This is a genomic window from Pseudomonas sp. ANT_H4, assembly GCF_008369295.1.
Lineage (GTDB): Bacteria > Pseudomonadota > Gammaproteobacteria > Pseudomonadales > Pseudomonadaceae > Aquipseudomonas.
Genome location: NZ_VOBG01000002.1, coordinates 35,667 through 51,465, shown reverse-complemented (window position 1 = coordinate 51,465; position 15,799 = coordinate 35,667). Strand labels below are relative to the sequence as shown.

The 15,799-nt window shown below is 58.1% G+C and carries 12 protein-coding genes; 5 read left to right on the top strand and 7 right to left on the bottom strand.

Going from position 1 to position 15,799, the window contains the following annotated elements; all coding sequences use genetic code 11:
* The first annotated feature begins 99 nt into the window (after nt 1-99).
* Nucleotides 100-3,951: a bifunctional diguanylate cyclase/phosphodiesterase gene (locus FQ182_RS02810; RefSeq protein WP_149410785.1), complete on the top strand. Its 3,852-nt coding sequence runs from the start codon at nt 100-102 to the stop codon at nt 3,949-3,951.
* A 148-nt stretch (nt 3,952-4,099) separates the two neighbouring features.
* Nucleotides 4,100-5,353 (top strand): serine hydroxymethyltransferase, encoded by a 1,254-nt coding sequence (gene glyA, locus FQ182_RS02805; RefSeq protein ID WP_149410784.1) that lies wholly within the window; start codon nt 4,100-4,102, stop codon nt 5,351-5,353.
* Nucleotides 5,354-5,491: 138 nt separating this feature from the next.
* Here the strand turns inward: glyA and yjiA are convergent, their stop codons facing one another.
* From yjiA to FQ182_RS02790, 3 genes are read right to left on the bottom strand one after another with little or no spacing between them, the layout of a single operon-like run.
* Entirely contained in the window at nt 5,492-6,496 is a 1,005-nt protein-coding gene (gene yjiA / locus FQ182_RS02800; protein WP_178114378.1) for a GTPase, read from the bottom strand.
* Nucleotides 6,497-6,529: 33 nt separating this feature from the next.
* The gene (locus FQ182_RS02795) at nt 6,530-6,727 is read right to left on the bottom strand and encodes a YbdD/YjiX family protein (RefSeq protein ID WP_003182142.1); all 198 of its coding nucleotides are present in this window, start codon (nt 6,725-6,727) and stop codon (nt 6,530-6,532) included.
* 15 nt (nt 6,728-6,742) lie between these two features.
* Complete coding sequence (locus FQ182_RS02790) at nt 6,743-8,809, bottom strand: carbon starvation CstA family protein (RefSeq protein WP_149410782.1); 2,067 nt, start codon at nt 8,807-8,809, stop codon at nt 6,743-6,745.
* A gap of 174 nt (nt 8,810-8,983) precedes the next feature.
* Between FQ182_RS02790 and FQ182_RS02785 the strand changes: the two genes are divergently transcribed.
* The gene (locus FQ182_RS02785; RefSeq protein WP_149410781.1) at nt 8,984-9,355 is read left to right on the top strand and encodes a PilZ domain-containing protein; all 372 of its coding nucleotides are present in this window, start codon (nt 8,984-8,986) and stop codon (nt 9,353-9,355) included.
* Nucleotides 9,356-9,381: 26 nt separating this feature from the next.
* On the opposite strand, the gene radA is transcribed toward FQ182_RS02785, so the two are convergent.
* From radA to katB, 3 genes are all read right to left on the bottom strand, one after another.
* Nucleotides 9,382-10,749 (bottom strand): DNA repair protein RadA, encoded by a 1,368-nt coding sequence (gene radA, locus FQ182_RS02780; protein ID WP_149410780.1) that lies wholly within the window; start codon nt 10,747-10,749, stop codon nt 9,382-9,384.
* A 35-nt stretch (nt 10,750-10,784) separates the two neighbouring features.
* Nucleotides 10,785-11,324 carry an ankyrin repeat domain-containing protein gene (locus FQ182_RS02775; RefSeq protein ID WP_149410779.1) on the bottom strand — a complete coding sequence of 180 codons (540 nt, stop codon included), beginning with the start codon at nt 11,322-11,324 and terminating at the stop codon, nt 10,785-10,787.
* A gap of 77 nt (nt 11,325-11,401) precedes the next feature.
* Nucleotides 11,402-12,943: a catalase KatB gene (gene katB, locus FQ182_RS02770; RefSeq protein WP_149410778.1), complete on the bottom strand. Its 1,542-nt coding sequence runs from the start codon at nt 12,941-12,943 to the stop codon at nt 11,402-11,404.
* A gap of 286 nt (nt 12,944-13,229) precedes the next feature.
* Between katB and mscL the strand changes: the two genes are divergently transcribed.
* The gene (gene mscL, locus FQ182_RS02765) at nt 13,230-13,646 is read left to right on the top strand and encodes a large-conductance mechanosensitive channel protein MscL (protein ID WP_149410777.1); all 417 of its coding nucleotides are present in this window, start codon (nt 13,230-13,232) and stop codon (nt 13,644-13,646) included.
* Between the two features lie 42 nt (nt 13,647-13,688).
* Here mscL and FQ182_RS02760 read toward each other — a convergent pair whose 3' ends face one another.
* Nucleotides 13,689-14,465, bottom strand: a complete 777-nt coding sequence (locus tag FQ182_RS02760) for a ferredoxin--NADP reductase (RefSeq protein ID WP_149410776.1) — start codon at nt 14,463-14,465, stop codon at nt 13,689-13,691.
* Nucleotides 14,466-14,900: 435 nt separating this feature from the next.
* On the opposite strand from FQ182_RS02760, the gene FQ182_RS02755 reads away from it, so the two are divergent.
* Nucleotides 14,901-15,611 (top strand): LuxR family transcriptional regulator, encoded by a 711-nt coding sequence (locus tag FQ182_RS02755; protein WP_149410775.1) that lies wholly within the window; start codon nt 14,901-14,903, stop codon nt 15,609-15,611.
* Nucleotides 15,612-15,799: the final 188 nt, after the last annotated feature.

The window sequence follows — 15,799 nt, the reverse complement described above, 5'->3', positions numbered from 1 at the left end:
TGGCACTTTGCCACAACACAAGGCATGCTAGCCGCCCTCCGGGCGTCCGGCTTATAGTGCACGTCGCGCGCCAGTCCCGCCAAACCGCAGGATCACAGTTTGTCCAACGTCACGCCGCCAACTCCCCTGCGCGCTGCTCATATAGCGCCGGGAGCGCCCCTGCACGGAACCCTCAAGGGCGCATTGGCGACGCTGGTCCTCGTGCTGCTCGCATTATTGTTCTGGCAACTGCTGGATCAATTGCAGCAGAACCAGAAGGACCAACAGCAGTACACCATCGACTACAGCGCAGACCTCGCCGAACAGATCAGCCTGAACATGGCCTTGAGCGCACAGATCGCCCTGAATCTGCTGCCGATCGTCGAGCCGCCGCGCAACGATGAACAGCAACAAGCCTTGATGCGCACTCTGCAACGCTCGTTGCCGGAACTACGCAGCGTCGCCCTGCTCGCCCCCAGCGGAGCGATGATCAGTGACAGCGCCAAAGACAGCCAGGACAGCGCCTGGCTGGCAGAACTGGTCAAGCGCAGCCATTCCCAGTCTTATTACTTGAGCAATAACAACGAGGGCACAGTCATTTACCTGCTGCTGCATCAGCCCAGCGGCGGCGCCAAAATGTACTGGGCGTTGCGCCTGGCACCCAACTACCTGGCCAACCTGACCCGCCAGGATGGCCAGGGCCAGCGGCCGATGTGGGTCATTGAAAACCGCCTGAACCACCGAGTGGTCAGCCGCGACAGCGGCATGACGGCCCAATGGGCGGCAGCGCTGACCCCGGACGAGCTGAACAAAAGCGTGCTGGTCACACCCTTGAGCAAAAGTGACTGGCAACTGCGCGGTCTGTTTGATCGCGTCGCCATGCTGGAGCAACTGCTGCCGGCGTTTATCGGCAAATGCCTGCTGGGCCTGGCCTTCTCGCTGGTCCCGGTGATTGTCCTGCTGAACATGCGCCGCCGCCAGCGCCAGGTCCATGAAGGCCGCCGGCGCTACCAGGATATTTTCGAAGGCACTGGCGTGGCCTTGTGCGTTCTTGATCTGTCCGGCTTACGCGCGTTTTTCGACAAGGCCCACTTGCAGACCCGTGAACGTCTGCAGGACTGGCTGCAAAACAGCCCGGAGCAACGCCAGCAACTGCTCAAGGAACTGCGCATCACCGAGGTCAACCAGGTTGCCGTGCGCCTGCTCAATGTGGCGTCCTGCGAACAAGCCTGGGAGCGCCTAATCGACGGTTGCCCGCTGAACACCACTGCCATCGGCTATCAAGTGCTCGAAGCTGTGCTCACCCAGCAAAAGCAGCTTGAGCTAGAGATTCAGCTCAACGACGTCGAAGGTAACGAACAATATCTGTGGCTGGTCATGCGCCTACCGGAAGAGCAGCACGACTATAAGGCGGTGATCCTCAGTATCAGCGACATCACCAGCCGCAAGCTGATCGAGTTGTCCCTGGTGGAACGCGAAGGCTTCTGGTCGGACGTGGTGCGTACCGTGCCCGATCACCTCTATGTACAGGACGTGATCAGCCAGCGGATGATTTTCAGCAACCACCATCTGGGGCACACCCTGGGCTACAACAAGCCCGAGTTGCAGCAAATGGGCGAGTACTTCTGGGAAATCCTGTTGCACCCCGAAGACGCCGAGCACTATCACGAACTGCGCCAACAGCAGCGTGCCGCCGGCTATCTGGCCCAACTGCAATGCCAGTTGCGCTTTCGCCACCGTAATAATCAATGGCGTCGGTTCGATATCCGCGAACAAGCCCTGGCGCGGGACAAGTCCGACCAAGTCACGCGGATCATCGGCGTGGCCAAGGACATTACCGATCAGATCGAAGCCAGCGAGTCCCTGCGTGACAGCGAGCAGCGCTACCGCATGCTGGCGGAAAGCATCAGCGATGTGATTTTTTCCACCGACAGCAAACTGGCCCTCAACTACGTCAGCCCCTCGGTGCATGCGGTGCTGGGTTATGAGGTCGAGTGGATTTTCAAGAACGGCTGGCAATCGACCATTGCCAACCCGCAGCAACTGACCGGCATCTACACCTTGGTGGAACGGGTCAGCCGCGCCCTGGACAATCCAGAGACCCTGGCCCAGCTGCGCAACGAAGTGCAGACCCAACTGTTCCTGTTCGATTGCCTACGGGCCGATGGGCGCAAGGTACCAATCGAACTGCGGCTGGTACTGGTCTGGGATGAGCACGGCGCGTTCGAAGGCATTCTCGGTGTCGGTCGCGACATCAGCCAGCAACGCCGCGCCGAGAAAGACCTGCGCATGGCGGCCACGGTCTTCGAACACTCCACCTCGGCGATTCTGATTACCGACCCAGCCGGTTACATCGTGCAGGCCAACGAGGCGTTCAGCCGGGTCAGCGGTTATGCCGTGGCGGATGTCCTCGACCAGTTGCCGAACATGCTCACCGTCGACGAACAACAGGAAGCGCACCTGCGTTACATACTCAAGCAGTTGCACCAGCACAGCACCTGGGAAGGTGAAGTGTGGCTCAAGCGCCGCAGCGGCGAGCACTACCCAGCCTGGGTCGGCATCACCGCCGTGCTCGATGACGAGGGTGACCTGGCCAGCTACGTGTGTTTCTTCAGCGACATCAGTGAGCGCAAGGCCAGCGAACAGCGCATCCACCGCCTGGCCTACTACGACGCCCTGACCCACCTGCCTAACCGCACGCTGTTCCAGGATCGCCTGCACACCGCGTTGCAGTCGGCAGAACGGCAGAAGTCGTGGGTGGTGCTGATGTTCCTCGACCTTGACCGCTTCAAACCGATCAACGATTCCCTGGGCCACGCCGCCGGCGACCGCATGCTCAAGGAAATGGCCACCCGCCTGCTGGGCTGCGTGGCTGAAGACGACACAGTCGCGCGCATGGGCGGCGACGAGTTCACCCTGTTGCTACAACCGCGAGTCAGTCGCGAGCTGGCGCTGAACCGGGCAATCCATGTGGCCGAACAGATCCTCGCCAGCCTGGTGAAGCCGTTCGTGCTGGAGGGCCGCGAGTTTTTCGTCACGGCCAGTATCGGCATCGCGCTGAGCCCTCAGGACGGCAATGAACTGAGCCAACTGATGAAAAACGCCGACACGGCGATGTATCACGCCAAGGAACGGGGCAAGAACAACTTCCAGTTCTACCAGGCCGATATGAACGCCAGCGCCCTGGAACGCCTGGAACTGGAAAGCGACTTGCGCCACGCTCTGGAGCAGGATGAATTCGTGCTCTATTACCAACCGCAGTTCAGTGGCGATGGCAAACGTTTGACCGGCGCCGAAGCCCTGCTGCGCTGGCGCCATCCGCGACGCGGGCTGGTACCACCGGGGGATTTCATTCCGGTGCTGGAGGAGTTGGGGTTGGTGGTGGATGTGGGCGACTGGGTGATCAGCGAAGCCTGTCGCCAACTCAAGACTTGGCACCAGAACAAGGTGCGGGTACCCAAGGTCTCAGTGAATATTTCCGCCCGGCAGTTCTCCGACGGTCAGTTGGGCACGCGTATCGCCACCATCCTCAAGGACACCGGCCTTCCGCCAGCGTGCCTGGAGCTGGAGTTGACCGAAAGTATCCTGATGCGTGAAGTCAACGAAGCCATGCAGATCCTCGCCAGCCTGAAAAACCTGGGCCTGAGTATCGCGGTGGATGACTTCGGAACTGGTTATTCTTCGTTGAACTACCTCAAGCAATTCCCTATCGACGTGCTGAAAATCGACCGCACCTTCGTCGACGGCCTACCGTCGGGCGAGCAGGACGCGCAGATCGCCCGGGCCATTATTGCCATGGCCCACAGCCTGAACCTGGCGGTGATCGCCGAGGGCGTGGAAACCCATGAGCAACTGGACTTCCTGCGTGAGCATGGTTGCGATGAGGTACAAGGTTATCTGTTCGGCCGGCCGATGCCGGCGAATCGGTTCGAGGCGCAATTCAGCAATGATGCGCTGTTTGTGTTCGATTGATCTGACGGGCCGAGTGGCCGGAAAGAGGGAGTCGTCCATCCCCAGATGAACACCACTTGTCCGCGACATGATGTCCTTTCATATGCCATCTAAAACCCATTGGGTTAGAATGCTCTCCTTTTCTGCCCCCCGATCCATGAGGACCGCCATGTTCAGCCGTGATTTGACTATTGCCAAGTACGACGCCGATCTCTTTGCCGCCATGGAGCAAGAAGCTGTGCGCCAGGAAGAGCACATTGAGCTGATCGCTTCGGAAAACTACACCAGCCCCGCGGTCATGGAGGCTCAAGGTTCGGTTCTGACCAACAAGTACGCCGAAGGTTATCCGGGCAAGCGTTACTACGGCGGCTGCGAATTCGTCGACGTGGTTGAGCAACTGGCCATCGACCGCGCCAAGGAACTGTTCGGCGCCGATTACGCCAACGTCCAGCCCCACGCTGGTTCCCAAGCCAACAGCGCCGTTTACCTGGCCCTGCTGCAAGCCGGCGACACCATCCTGGGCATGAGCCTGGCCCACGGCGGTCACCTGACCCACGGCGCCAGCGTTTCCTCCTCTGGCAAGCTGTACAACGCCGTTCAATATGGCATCGACACCAACGGCTTGATCGACTACGACGAAGTCGAGCGCCTGGCAGTCGAGCACAAGCCAAAAATGATCGTGGCCGGTTTCTCTGCCTACTCGCAGATCCTCGATTTCCCACGCTTCCGTGAAATCGCCGACAAGGTTGGCGCTTACCTGTTCGTCGACATGGCCCACGTGGCCGGTCTGGTCGCCGCTGGCGTCTACCCGAACCCGGTACCTTTCGCTGACGTGGTGACCACCACCACCCACAAGACCCTGCGCGGTCCACGTGGCGGCCTGATTCTGGCTCGCGCCAACACCGACATCGAGAAGAAGCTGAACTCCGCCGTATTCCCGGGTTCCCAGGGCGGCCCGCTGGAACACGTGATTGCGGCCAAGGCGATCTGCTTCAAGGAAGCACTGCAGCCTGAGTTCAAGACCTACCAGCAACAAGTGGTGAAAAACGCCAAGGCCATGGCTGGCGTGTTCATCGAGCGTGGTTTTGACGTGGTCTCCGGCGGTACTGAGAACCACCTGTTCCTGCTGTCGCTGATCAAGCAGGACATCTCAGGTAAAGACGCTGACGCAGCTCTGGGCAAGGCGTTTATCACCGTGAACAAGAACTCGGTGCCAAACGACCCACGTTCGCCGTTCGTCACCTCGGGCCTGCGCTTCGGCACCCCAGCGGTGACCACTCGTGGCTTCAAAGAGGCTGAGTGCAAGGAACTGGCTGGCTGGATCTGCGACATCCTGGCGGACCTTTCCAACACAGCCGTGATTGATTCTGTTCGTGAGAAGGTCAAGGCCATCTGCAAGAAGCTGCCGGTATACGGCGCTTGATTGCAGTTGCTTGATTGAAAAGCCCACTGTAGGAGCGAGCTTGCTCGCGAAAAACGTCAACGATAACGCGTGCATCCTGGATGCACGCGGTGCCTATGAGTTCTTCGCGAGCAAGCTCGCTCCTACAAGTGGGCTTTCTTATGCCTGATAGATTCGCTGGAAACCCGCGCGAATCTTCTCTTCCGGCAATTCGTCAGCAATAAACACAATCACACTTTCTCGCGCTTCGCCTTCCGCCCACTCGGTGTCCCAGTCGAACCCGTAGAGCTTCAGCACGCCCTGAAAGACCATGCGCCGTTCCTCCCCGGCGATGTTCAGCACGCCCTTGTAACGCAGCAACTGCTTGCCATGATCTTCCAACAGCTCGTTCATGAACTCGCTGAGCTTATCGATATCCAGCGGCTGATCGGTGCGTAGCACCAGGCTGGAGATTCGATCGATGGAGGGTGCCTTGCTCACCGGGCGCAAACTCATGCCGGCGTTGAGATTGAAACCGCGCACATCCAGCAGTTCAGCCAGGTCGATCTTGCCGTGTTCCACGACGCGAATCGGCGCGCGGCGGTTGATGCGGGTCAGGCGTTCGCTGAGGGCGTCGAAGGTGGCATCGTCCACCAGGTCGCGCTTGCTCACCAGCAGGCGGTCGGCAAAACCGATCTGCGCCTGGGCGATGGTTTGGGTGAGATGGTGCTCGGCGTGGGCCGCGTCCACCAGGGTGATGATGCCGTCGAGGATGTAGCGCTCGCGCAGTTCTTCATCGATGAAAAAGGTCTGGGCCACGGGTGCCGGATCGGCCAGGCCGGTGCATTCGATCACCAGCCGATCGAAGGCGATCTCGCCGCTGTCCAGGCGTTCGAGCAACAGGTAGAGGGCCTTGGTCAGGTCGGTGTGGATGGTGCAGCACACGCAGCCGTTGGACAGGGTCATGACTTGCACCGGCTCGCTGCCCAATAGCTGGGTGTCGATACCGGCGTCACTGAATTCGTTTTCGATCACGGCGATTTTCAAGCCGTGTTCGGCCTTGAGCAGGTGGCGCAACAAGGTGGTTTTGCCAGCGCCGAGAAAGCCACTGAGGATGGTGACGGGGATGGGAGAGGACAAAACGCGATTCTCCTTCAATACACAGAAATAAAAATGGGAGCCCATTTACAGGGGCTCCCACCGGACCTGGCTAGCAGGTCAACAGCACTTTGGCCCACCCTTGCCGCCGTAACGGGCTTCCTGGCGTTCCCGGAAGAACGCCTCGTAGTCCATCATCGGCTTGTCCGGGTGTTTGGTTTGCATATGCTCGACATAGTTGTCGTAGTCGGGCATGCCGACCATCAGGCGCGCGGCCTGACCGAGGTATTTACCGAGGCGACTCAGGTCATTGAACATGATTGCAATCCTCTATCACGCGTCCGGTACGGCCTGGAATGGCGATTCTTTATCCGTGCGTTCCTTGTTGCCCCAGGCGGCAATACCGACCTTGAGCGCATAGAACAGGATGCTGAACACCACGAACAGGAACAGTACCGTCAGCGTTGCGTTGGTGTAAGCGTTCCAGATCACGTGTTGCATCTGGTCGATGTTCTTGGCCGGAGCCAGGATTTGACCGTTTGCCAACGCATCACTGTACTTCTTGGCCAGCGCCAGGAAGCCAATCGCCGGGTTGGCGTCGAACAGCTTGATGAAGCCCGCGGCGGTGGTGCAAATCAGCAACCAGATCGCTGGCAACATGGTCACCCAGATGTAGCGCTGGCGCTTCATTTTGATCAGCACAACGGTGGCGAGCATCAGCGCGATACCGGCGAGCATCTGGTTGGAGATGCCGAACAGCGGCCACAAGGTGTTGATGCCACCCAGCGGATCGATTACGCCCTGATACAGCAAGTAACCCCACATCGCCACGCAGCCTGCGGTGGCGATCAGGTTAGCGGTCCACGACTCGGTACGCTTGAGGGCCGGCACGAAGGAGCCGAGCAAATCCTGGAGCATGAAGCGCCCGGCACGGGTGCCGGCGTCTACAGCGGTAAGGATGAACAGCGCTTCGAACAGGATTGCAAAGTGGTACCAGAACGCCATGGTGTTTTCACCCGGCAGGACACTGTGCAGGATCTGCGCAATACCGACCGCCAGGGTCGGCGCACCGCCGGCACGGGCCAGGATGGTGGTTTCACCGATGTCCTTGGCCACCGCCTGCAGCGCTTCCGGAGTAATTGCAAAACCCCAGCTGCTGACGGTTTGCGCAACGGTCACCACGTCAGAGCCGACAATCGCAGCCGGGCTGTTCATGGCGAAGTACACGCCTGGCTCGATCACCGAAGCGGCAACCATGGCCATGATGGCCACGAACGACTCCATCAACATGCCGCCGTAACCGATATAGCGGGAATGAGCTTCATTTGCCAGCAACTTGGGCGTGGTGCCCGAGGAGATCAGCGCGTGGAAACCCGAGACTGCGCCACAGGCAATGGTGATGAACAGGAACGGGAACAGACCGCCCTTCCACACCGGGCCAGTGCCATCGATGAACTGGGTCAACGCCGGCATTTTCAGGTCAGGCATGGTGACCAGGATGCCAATCGCCAGGGCGATGATGGTACCGATCTTCAGGAAGGTAGAAAGGTAGTCACGCGGCGCGAGGATCAGCCACACCGGCAGTACCGCTGCGACGAAGCCGTAGCCGATCAGCATCCCGGTAATCTGAATCCCGTTGAAGGTGAAGGCCTTGGCCCACACTGGATCAGCAGCAATCTGCCCGCCCAGCCAAATCGAACCCAGCAGCAACAGCACGCCGATGACCGAGATTTCACCAATGCGGCCCGGACGGATGTAGCGCATGTAAATGCCCATGAACATCGCGATCGGGATAGTCGCCATTACCGTGAAGATGCCCCACGGGCTTTCGGCCAGGGCCTTGACCACGATCAGCGCCAGCACCGCGAGGATGATGATCATGATCAGGAAGCAGCCAAACAGCGCGATGGTCCCGGGAATGCGGCCCATTTCTTCGCGGACCATGTCCCCCAGGGAACGGCCGTTGCGACGCGTGGAAAGGAACAGGATCATGAAATCCTGTACCGCACCCGCCAGAACTACGCCAGCAATCAGCCATAGCGTACCGGGCAGATAGCCCATCTGCGCCGCCAATACCGGGCCGACCAAAGGCCCTGCGCCGGCAATCGCCGCGAAGTGGTGACCGAAAAGAATGTGTTTGTTGGTCGGCACATAGTCCAGACCGTCGTTGTTGACCACGGCGGGGGTGGCCCGCAGTGGATCGAGTTGCATTACGTGGTTAGCGATGAACAAACTGTAGTAACGGTAAGCCACCAGATAAATGGCCACTGCCGCAACCACAATCCACAAGGCGTTGATCGCCTCGCCGCGGCGTAAGGCCACTACGCCCAGGGCGCATGCTCCTACAATTGCCAGCACCAGCCAAGGTAGATGGCGTAGCAGGCTATTATTATTTTTCATTTAGATATTCCAGCCAGGTTGGACAGAAAGACAGCCATCGCGAGTTTAGCGCGCCCGGCTCTAAAGGCCACCCCCCTTACGTTGTTCTAGAGCCTTGCAGGGACGAAAAAAGCAAAAATAACCGCGCCATAATGGCGCAGGGCTACAATCCCCGTATATCCAGAGGGTTTCACCATGAGCGACCAGCCGTCAGATCGACGCCGTTTCCGGCGGATTGCCTTCGATGCCAGAACCGAGCTTGGGCAGAACGGACGGGTTTGGTCGGTGCAGTTAGTGGATTTATCGCTCAAGGGCCTGCTGGTGCAGCGGCCTGAACCCTGGCTTGGCCATGGCGACGAACCATTCGATGTCGATATTCATCTGGACAAGGATACCGACGTGAAAATGCAGGTGCGCCTGAGCCATGACGATCATGGGCAGTTGGGGTTCGTCTGCGAACACATCGACCTCGACTCGATCAGCCACCTGAGGCGACTGATCGAGCTGAACCTCGGCGACCAGGAAGAGCTTGAGCGGGAGTTGGCCGCGTTGCTGGATCCGTTGTAGGAGCGAGTATTTTGTGGTGTTGCGGGTTACTCAAATAACGCATCCAGCGCTTGTTCCAGGCGCGTTACCCCAATCACCTGCAACCCCGGCGGCGATTCCTTTGGCGCATTGCCTTTGGGCACGATGGCCCGCTTGAAGCCGTGCTTGGCGGCTTCTTTCAAGCGCTCCTGGCCACTGGGTACCGGGCGCACTTCACCCGACAAACCGATCTCACCAAATACCAGCAAATCATGGGGCAAAGGTCGATTGCGCAGGCTGGACATCACCGCCGCCATCAATGCCAGGTCGGACGCGGTTTCCAACACCTTGACCCCGCCCACCACGTTGAGAAACACATCCTGGTCATGGGTCGGAATGCCGCCATGGCGGTGCAGCACCGCCAGTAACATGGCCAGACGATTTTGATCCAGACCCAACGTGACACGACGCGGATTGGCCAAGTGGCTGTCATCCACCAAGGCCTGGACTTCCACCAGCATCGGCCGAGTGCCTTCCCACGTTGCCATCACCACACTGCCGGGGACTTCCTCCTGAGCCCGTGTGAGAAAGATCGCCGAAGGGTTGGAGACTTCTTTTAGCCCCCGGTCGGTCATGGCGAAGACACCCAGTTCGTTGACCGCACCGAAACGGTTTTTCACTGCCCGTAGCAGACGTAAACGACCGTCGGATTCACCCTCGAAATACAGCACGGTATCCACCATGTGTTCCAGCACCCGTGGGCCGGCCAGTGCGCCCTCTTTGGTCACATGCCCCACCAGGAAAATCGCCGTGCCGCTCTGTTTCGCGTAACGCACCAGCAGCGCGGCACTTTCCCGAACCTGGGATACGCCACCCGGCGCCGATTGCAGTTGCTCAGTGAAAATCGTCTGGATCGAGTCGATCACCATGACCTTGGGCTTTTCCAGGCGGGCGGTGGCGATGATGCTTTCGATGCAGGTTTCGGTCATCACCCGCAGCTTGTCCTGAGGTAAGCCCAGGCGACGGGCGCGCATGGCCACTTGTTGCTGAGATTCTTCGCCGGTGACGTACAGCGCCGACATGCGGCTGGCGATGCTGCACAGGGTTTGCAGCAGAATGGTGGATTTGCCGATCCCCGGATCACCGCCGATCAGCACCACCGAGCCGTCCACCAAGCCACCACCGAGCACCCGGTCCAGCTCGCCGGAAGCGGTGGAGAAGCGTGGGATCTCTTCGACGCTGACTTCGGCCAGGGTCTTGATCTGGGTCTGCTGCCCGGTCCAGCCGGAACGGCCGCTGGGAGGCGCAGCACCACCGCTTTCCACCATGGTTTCGGTGAGGGTGTTCCACGCGCCGCATTCACCGCACTGGCCGGCCCACTTGGGAAAGGTCGCGCCGCACTCTGTGCAGCCGTACATGCGCTTGGCCTTTGCCATCCGAGAACCTCCAACCGAAAAAACGCGATGATAGCTCAGCGCGGCTCGGCGGTACGGATTTCACCACTGGCCAACCGTGAAGCGCTGTTACCGACCGGGTCTTCGGCGTTCAGGTCGGCGCCCTTAGCTTTCAGTTCATCCAGCAGTTCAACCCGCTTGAACAGTCCCGCATACATGGCCGCCGTCTGGCCGGCGCCGTTGCGCTGGTCGGGGTTACAGTCGGTGGCCAGCAAACGCTGGGCAATTTTCAGTTCACCCTTGAAAATCGCCCCCATTAGCGCGGTGTTGCCACGCTTGTCCTGGGCGCAGGCATCGGCGCCGACCGCCAATAGTCGGTCCACCGCAGGGCCTTGCCCGTGGTAGGCGGCGAGAATCAGCGCGGTGTAGCCCTTTTCGTCGACCGTATTCAGGGAGTAGCCGGCTTCAATAAAGGTATCGAGCATTTCCACGTCGCCCCGGCGGGCGGCATCGAAGTAGTAATCCTGCAGTTGCGCCTTGACCGCCGCCGGGCCTGGCGGCTCGGCATGTGCGGCAAATGCCAGCAATATCATCAGCAAACCGATGTAGATACGCATGGAGTCTCTCCTCGTAACGTAATGCCCCCCGTAGCAGTTGCCGAGTAGAACGAGGCTAGGGGGAGCAAAACAACGGGTTAGTCGGTCAGCTTCTCAGCCAATGTCTTAACGCGAGCCAGATCACCCTTGGCGACCTTGGCCACGCCGGTGCCGTACTCGGGGTCAGCCTTGTAGAGGAACGACAAGATGATGTGCTTGCTCACGTCATCAGTGGTGGCCAGGGAGCCGCCGAAATTGTCGATCAAGTCCTGACGCTCTTTCTTGCTGAAGGAACGGTACAAATCACCAGCCTGCTTGAAGTTCTGCTCACGCTGGATCTTCGCCTGCTGGGTCGTTCCTGACAGCGCCATCTGGCTATAGCGCGCACTTTGCGGCTCTTCCCGTGGCAGCAGGCGGCTTGGCTGGTAGTTCACGCCGCTGGTGCTTTTGCCGAAGTTCATCGCGCCATCCTGGTTACCGTTGTTGACGGTGACCCGTGGAGCATTGATCGGCAGTTGCAAGGCATTGGCGCCCAGGCGGTACATTTGCGTATCGGCGTAGGAGAACACTCGGCCTTGCAGCAGACGATCTTCCGACGGCTCGATGCCCGGTACCAGATTGGCCGGGGCCATGGCTACTTGTTCGGTTTCCTGGAAGACGTTGGCCGGGTTACGATTCAAGACCATTTGCCCAACTTTGCGCTCAGGAACATTCGGCCAGATCTTGGTGGCGTCCAATGGATCGAAGTCAAACTTGGCGAGGTCTTGCGGTTTGAGCACTTGCACGTACAAATCCCACTTGGGGAAGTCGCCTTTATTGATATGCGTGACCAAGTCATTGGTCATATGGCTGTAGTCACGACCCTGGACTTCGCCAACCTGCTTGGGCTCAAGGTTCTTGATGCCCTGCTGGCTCTTCCAGTGGAACTTGACGTAGTGCACTTCGCCCTTGGCATTGATCAACTTGTAGGCGTGTACACCGTTGCCGTCCATTTCCCGGTAACTGGCCGGGGTTCCGGAGTTGGAGTACAACTCGGTCAGGGTGCGGGTGGACTCTGGAACATGGGAGAAAAAGTCGAAACGACGGGAGTCATCGTCCAGGTTAGTGCGTGGGTCTGGTTTGAAGGCGTGAACCATGTCCGGAAACTTGATGGCATCGCGGATAAAAAACGTCGGGAAGTTGTTGCCTACCAAGTCCCAGTTACCTTCGGCGGTATAGAACTTGGTGGCGAAGCCGCGAGGGTCGCGCAAGGTTTCCGGGGAGTGGTTGCCGTGTACTACAGCCGAGAAGCGCACGAACACCGGGGTGGCTTCACCAGCGGCAAAAACTTTAGCCTTGGTCAGGTCGCTGAGGTTATCGATAACGGTGAAAGTACCGTGGGCGCCAGTGCCACGGGCATGGACGACACGCTCAGGAATACGCTCACGGTCAAAACGCTGCAGCTTCTGGATCAGTTGCACGTCTTGCAGCAGCACCGGGCCAGTGGCGCCGGCAGTTTGCGAGTTCTGGTTGTCGCCTACTGCAGCGCCATTATCGCGGGTCAAGTTGGCCGCTTGTACGGATAGCGAAAGCAGGCTGGCGGTCACTATGAACAGCACGTGACGTGCAGTAATAGGCCCGCGATTAATAGGGTTTTTCATCAAGGTTTCCTCTGGTTTTTTAATGCACATTCAGTTGTGCTTGCCAGAGGCTAGTGACCATAGAGTCAGAAGATAAATAGAAAAACCATACCAGGTCGATTGAAAAAATAGCGTGGTAAGGCACTGAAATTGCGGGTATTCCGCACGCGATTGATGGCACTTTGCAAACTATTTACGATTTAATGTGTCGATTACAACGAACACTGTTAACAGTTGTGTCGCGCAAGCCGTGCAGGACTGACTTACACTGGGTTCTACCCTCCTCATCTGTAACAAGGAATAACCTATGGGCGTGATAAATGAGTTCAAGGCCTTCGCGGTCAAAGGTAATGTGGTCGATATGGCCGTCGGTATTATCATCGGCGCCGCCTTCGGCAAAATTGTTTCCTCCTTTGTAGGCGACGTGGTGATGCCCCCTATCGGTCTGTTGATCGGTGGCGTGGACTTCGGTGATCTGGCCGTGACACTCAAGGCCGCGCAGGGCGACATCCCGGCAGTGGTCCTTGCCTATGGCAAGTTTATCCAGAGCATGATCGACTTCGTGATTGTGGCGTTTGCGATCTTCATGGGCGTTAAGGCCATCAACCGCCTCAAACGCGAGGAGGCCGTGGCACCTAGCCTGCCGCCGGTACCGACCAAGGAAGAAGAGCTGCTGGGGGAGATCCGCGATCTACTCAAGGCACAGAACAGCAAGCCCGAGTAATCGGCGGGCGAAAAAACGGCGCCTTTATCAGGCGCCGTTTTTTTACCAGTAGTTTTCCACCGCCACCTGCCCCGGCCGCCGGGTCAGGCTCAACTGCATGTCCCGCTGTTTAAGCAACTGGCGTGTGTCATCGATCATCTGCGGGTTGCCGCAAATCATTACCCGCGAATGCTCCGGTGTCAGATCGACGCCGGCCGCACGCTCCAGCTCGCCATTCTCGATCAGCGCAGTGATCCGCCCATTCAGCGCCCCCGTATGCTGCTCACGAGTGACGATGGGAATATAGGTGAGCTTATGGGCATGCTCCACTAGGTACTCGCGCTCGCCCAGCTCCTTGATCAGTGACTGATAGGCCAGCTCCCTGGCCTCCCGGGCGCTGTAGACCAAGATAATCCGCTCGAACTTCTCCCAGACTTCAAAGTCCTGCAGGATCGACAGGAACGGCGCGACTCCGGTGCCGGTACCCAGCAACCACAGATCGCGGCCATCGACAAAGCGGTCCAGGGTCAGGAAACCGGTGGCCTGACGCTCCACCAGCAAGATATCGCCCTCGCGCAGTCGGCTCAGTTCGCTGGTGAACTCGCCACCAGGCACCACAATGGAGAAGAAATCGAGGTGTTCGTCAAAGGGCGAAGACGCCACAGAGTAGGCACGCCACACGATACTGCCATCGGCCTTGGTCACGCCCAGGCGGACGAACTGGCCAGCCCGAAAGCGAAAGCCTGGGTCTCGGGTGGTACGCAGGGTAAACAGGCTGGGGGTCAGCGACTGCACATCGAGAAGGGTCTGGCGTGTGTATTTTTCAGCACTGGCCGTCATGAGGGACTCCGTTTCACAGATGACCCTAGTGTCCCTCAAAGTGACCCGTGGAAACACCGGTGGTTTGTAATGGCATCGCCCAGAGACAAAAGTAGCCATGCTGTCATTTTCACCTTGCGCAGAAAACACTCAGTAGTGGCAATTTAGTTTTGCACCAATCATTTAGCTATTGAGCAAGTTACAAGAGCGCTATTACATGGCACCTGCCATTCTAATGAGAGCAACGGTAACTCATTAAAAATCAAAAAAAATCGCCATTTCCTGACGAGTACTTGTAAAGCCTACTAACGCACCGCATTTAAAAAACGCATAAGCCTCCACTGAAGATAGCGAATCTTTTATTTCGCTTCGCAGGATATGCCCTACACTCATTTTCGTGCCTCATTGGGGTCTAGGACGTACCCAAGCTACAGCAATACTCAAGGAGAGTTACCGATGCTCAATTGGCGCAACACCCGTCTCCCCAAACTGAAAGGTGAGAACGAAATAACCAGCATGTTTGAAGCAGCCCTTAACATTACCTTTGAACTCGGCTTCCAATACTGTGCTTTTAGCATGAGTTCTCAATTACCACAAAATCAAACAAAACCCATTTTTATCAATAACTATCCAGATGAGTGGAATCAACTTTACAAACAACAAAACTACTTCGACATGGACCCTATTATTTCCCACTGCAAACACAGCGTGCTACCTGTTGTTTGGGAAGAAAAAACCTTCTCCAGCGCTCCCGACTTATGGGTTCATGCGCAATCCTACGGTCTGAATTTCGGGTGGACCCAACCCGTCCATGATTTTCAGGGAGTTTTCAGCATGCTAAGCCTGGGGCGCAGCGAACGCCCTGTAAGCCCGGAGGAGCTTTATGACAAAGCCGGGCAAGTCCTCTGGCTTTGTCATGCCTTGCATACGGTGGTGGCGCAAAAATACTCGACCAACCCCCGCGTTCATCCACCCACAAAGCTGACATCACGGGAAACCGAAGTCCTGCAATGGTCAGCGCTGGGCAAGACCGCAGCGGATATCGCTACTATTTTGTGCCTATCCAAACGTACCGTCGGTTTTCATATCAGCAGTTCGATGAAAAAACTGGGGGTCAGTAACAAGATGGCTGCCGTGATGACGGCAGTGAAAACCGGTCTGTTTTAACCCGAACGCCCAAGACGCTCTGAGCGCCTGCAGCGTGACGCAAAACACCGAATGTAATCCCCAGGAAAAAAAAGTAACATTTACGGCCAGTTCTGAGTGATGAAGCAGCCTCCAACACCGTGCGTCGAAGTCCACTCAGAAGGTTCCTCACGTCAGGCCCCACAGCCAAACTAGGGAACACCCGTCGA

Coding starts and splice junctions, on each gene's coding strand:
- glyA (WP_149410784.1), top strand. CDS start 4,100: ATGTTCAGCCGTGATTTGACTATTGCCAAGTACGACGCCGATCTCTTT.
- yjiA (WP_178114378.1), bottom strand. CDS start 6,496: ATGGGCTCCCATTTTTATTTCTGTGTATTGAAGGAGAATCGCGTTTTG.
- FQ182_RS02795 (WP_003182142.1), bottom strand. CDS start 6,727: ATGTTCAATGACCTGAGTCGCCTCGGTAAATACCTCGGTCAGGCCGCG.
- FQ182_RS02790 (WP_149410782.1), bottom strand. CDS start 8,809: ATGAAAAATAATAATAGCCTGCTACGCCATCTACCTTGGCTGGTGCTG.
- FQ182_RS02785 (WP_149410781.1), top strand. CDS start 8,984: ATGAGCGACCAGCCGTCAGATCGACGCCGTTTCCGGCGGATTGCCTTC.
- radA (WP_149410780.1), bottom strand. CDS start 10,749: ATGGCAAAGGCCAAGCGCATGTACGGCTGCACAGAGTGCGGCGCGACC.
- FQ182_RS02775 (WP_149410779.1), bottom strand. CDS start 11,324: ATGCGTATCTACATCGGTTTGCTGATGATATTGCTGGCATTTGCCGCA.
- katB (WP_149410778.1), bottom strand. CDS start 12,943: ATGAAAAACCCTATTAATCGCGGGCCTATTACTGCACGTCACGTGCTG.
- mscL (WP_149410777.1), top strand. CDS start 13,230: ATGGGCGTGATAAATGAGTTCAAGGCCTTCGCGGTCAAAGGTAATGTG.
- FQ182_RS02760 (WP_149410776.1), bottom strand. CDS start 14,465: ATGACGGCCAGTGCTGAAAAATACACACGCCAGACCCTTCTCGATGTG.
- FQ182_RS02755 (WP_149410775.1), top strand. CDS start 14,901: ATGCTCAATTGGCGCAACACCCGTCTCCCCAAACTGAAAGGTGAGAAC.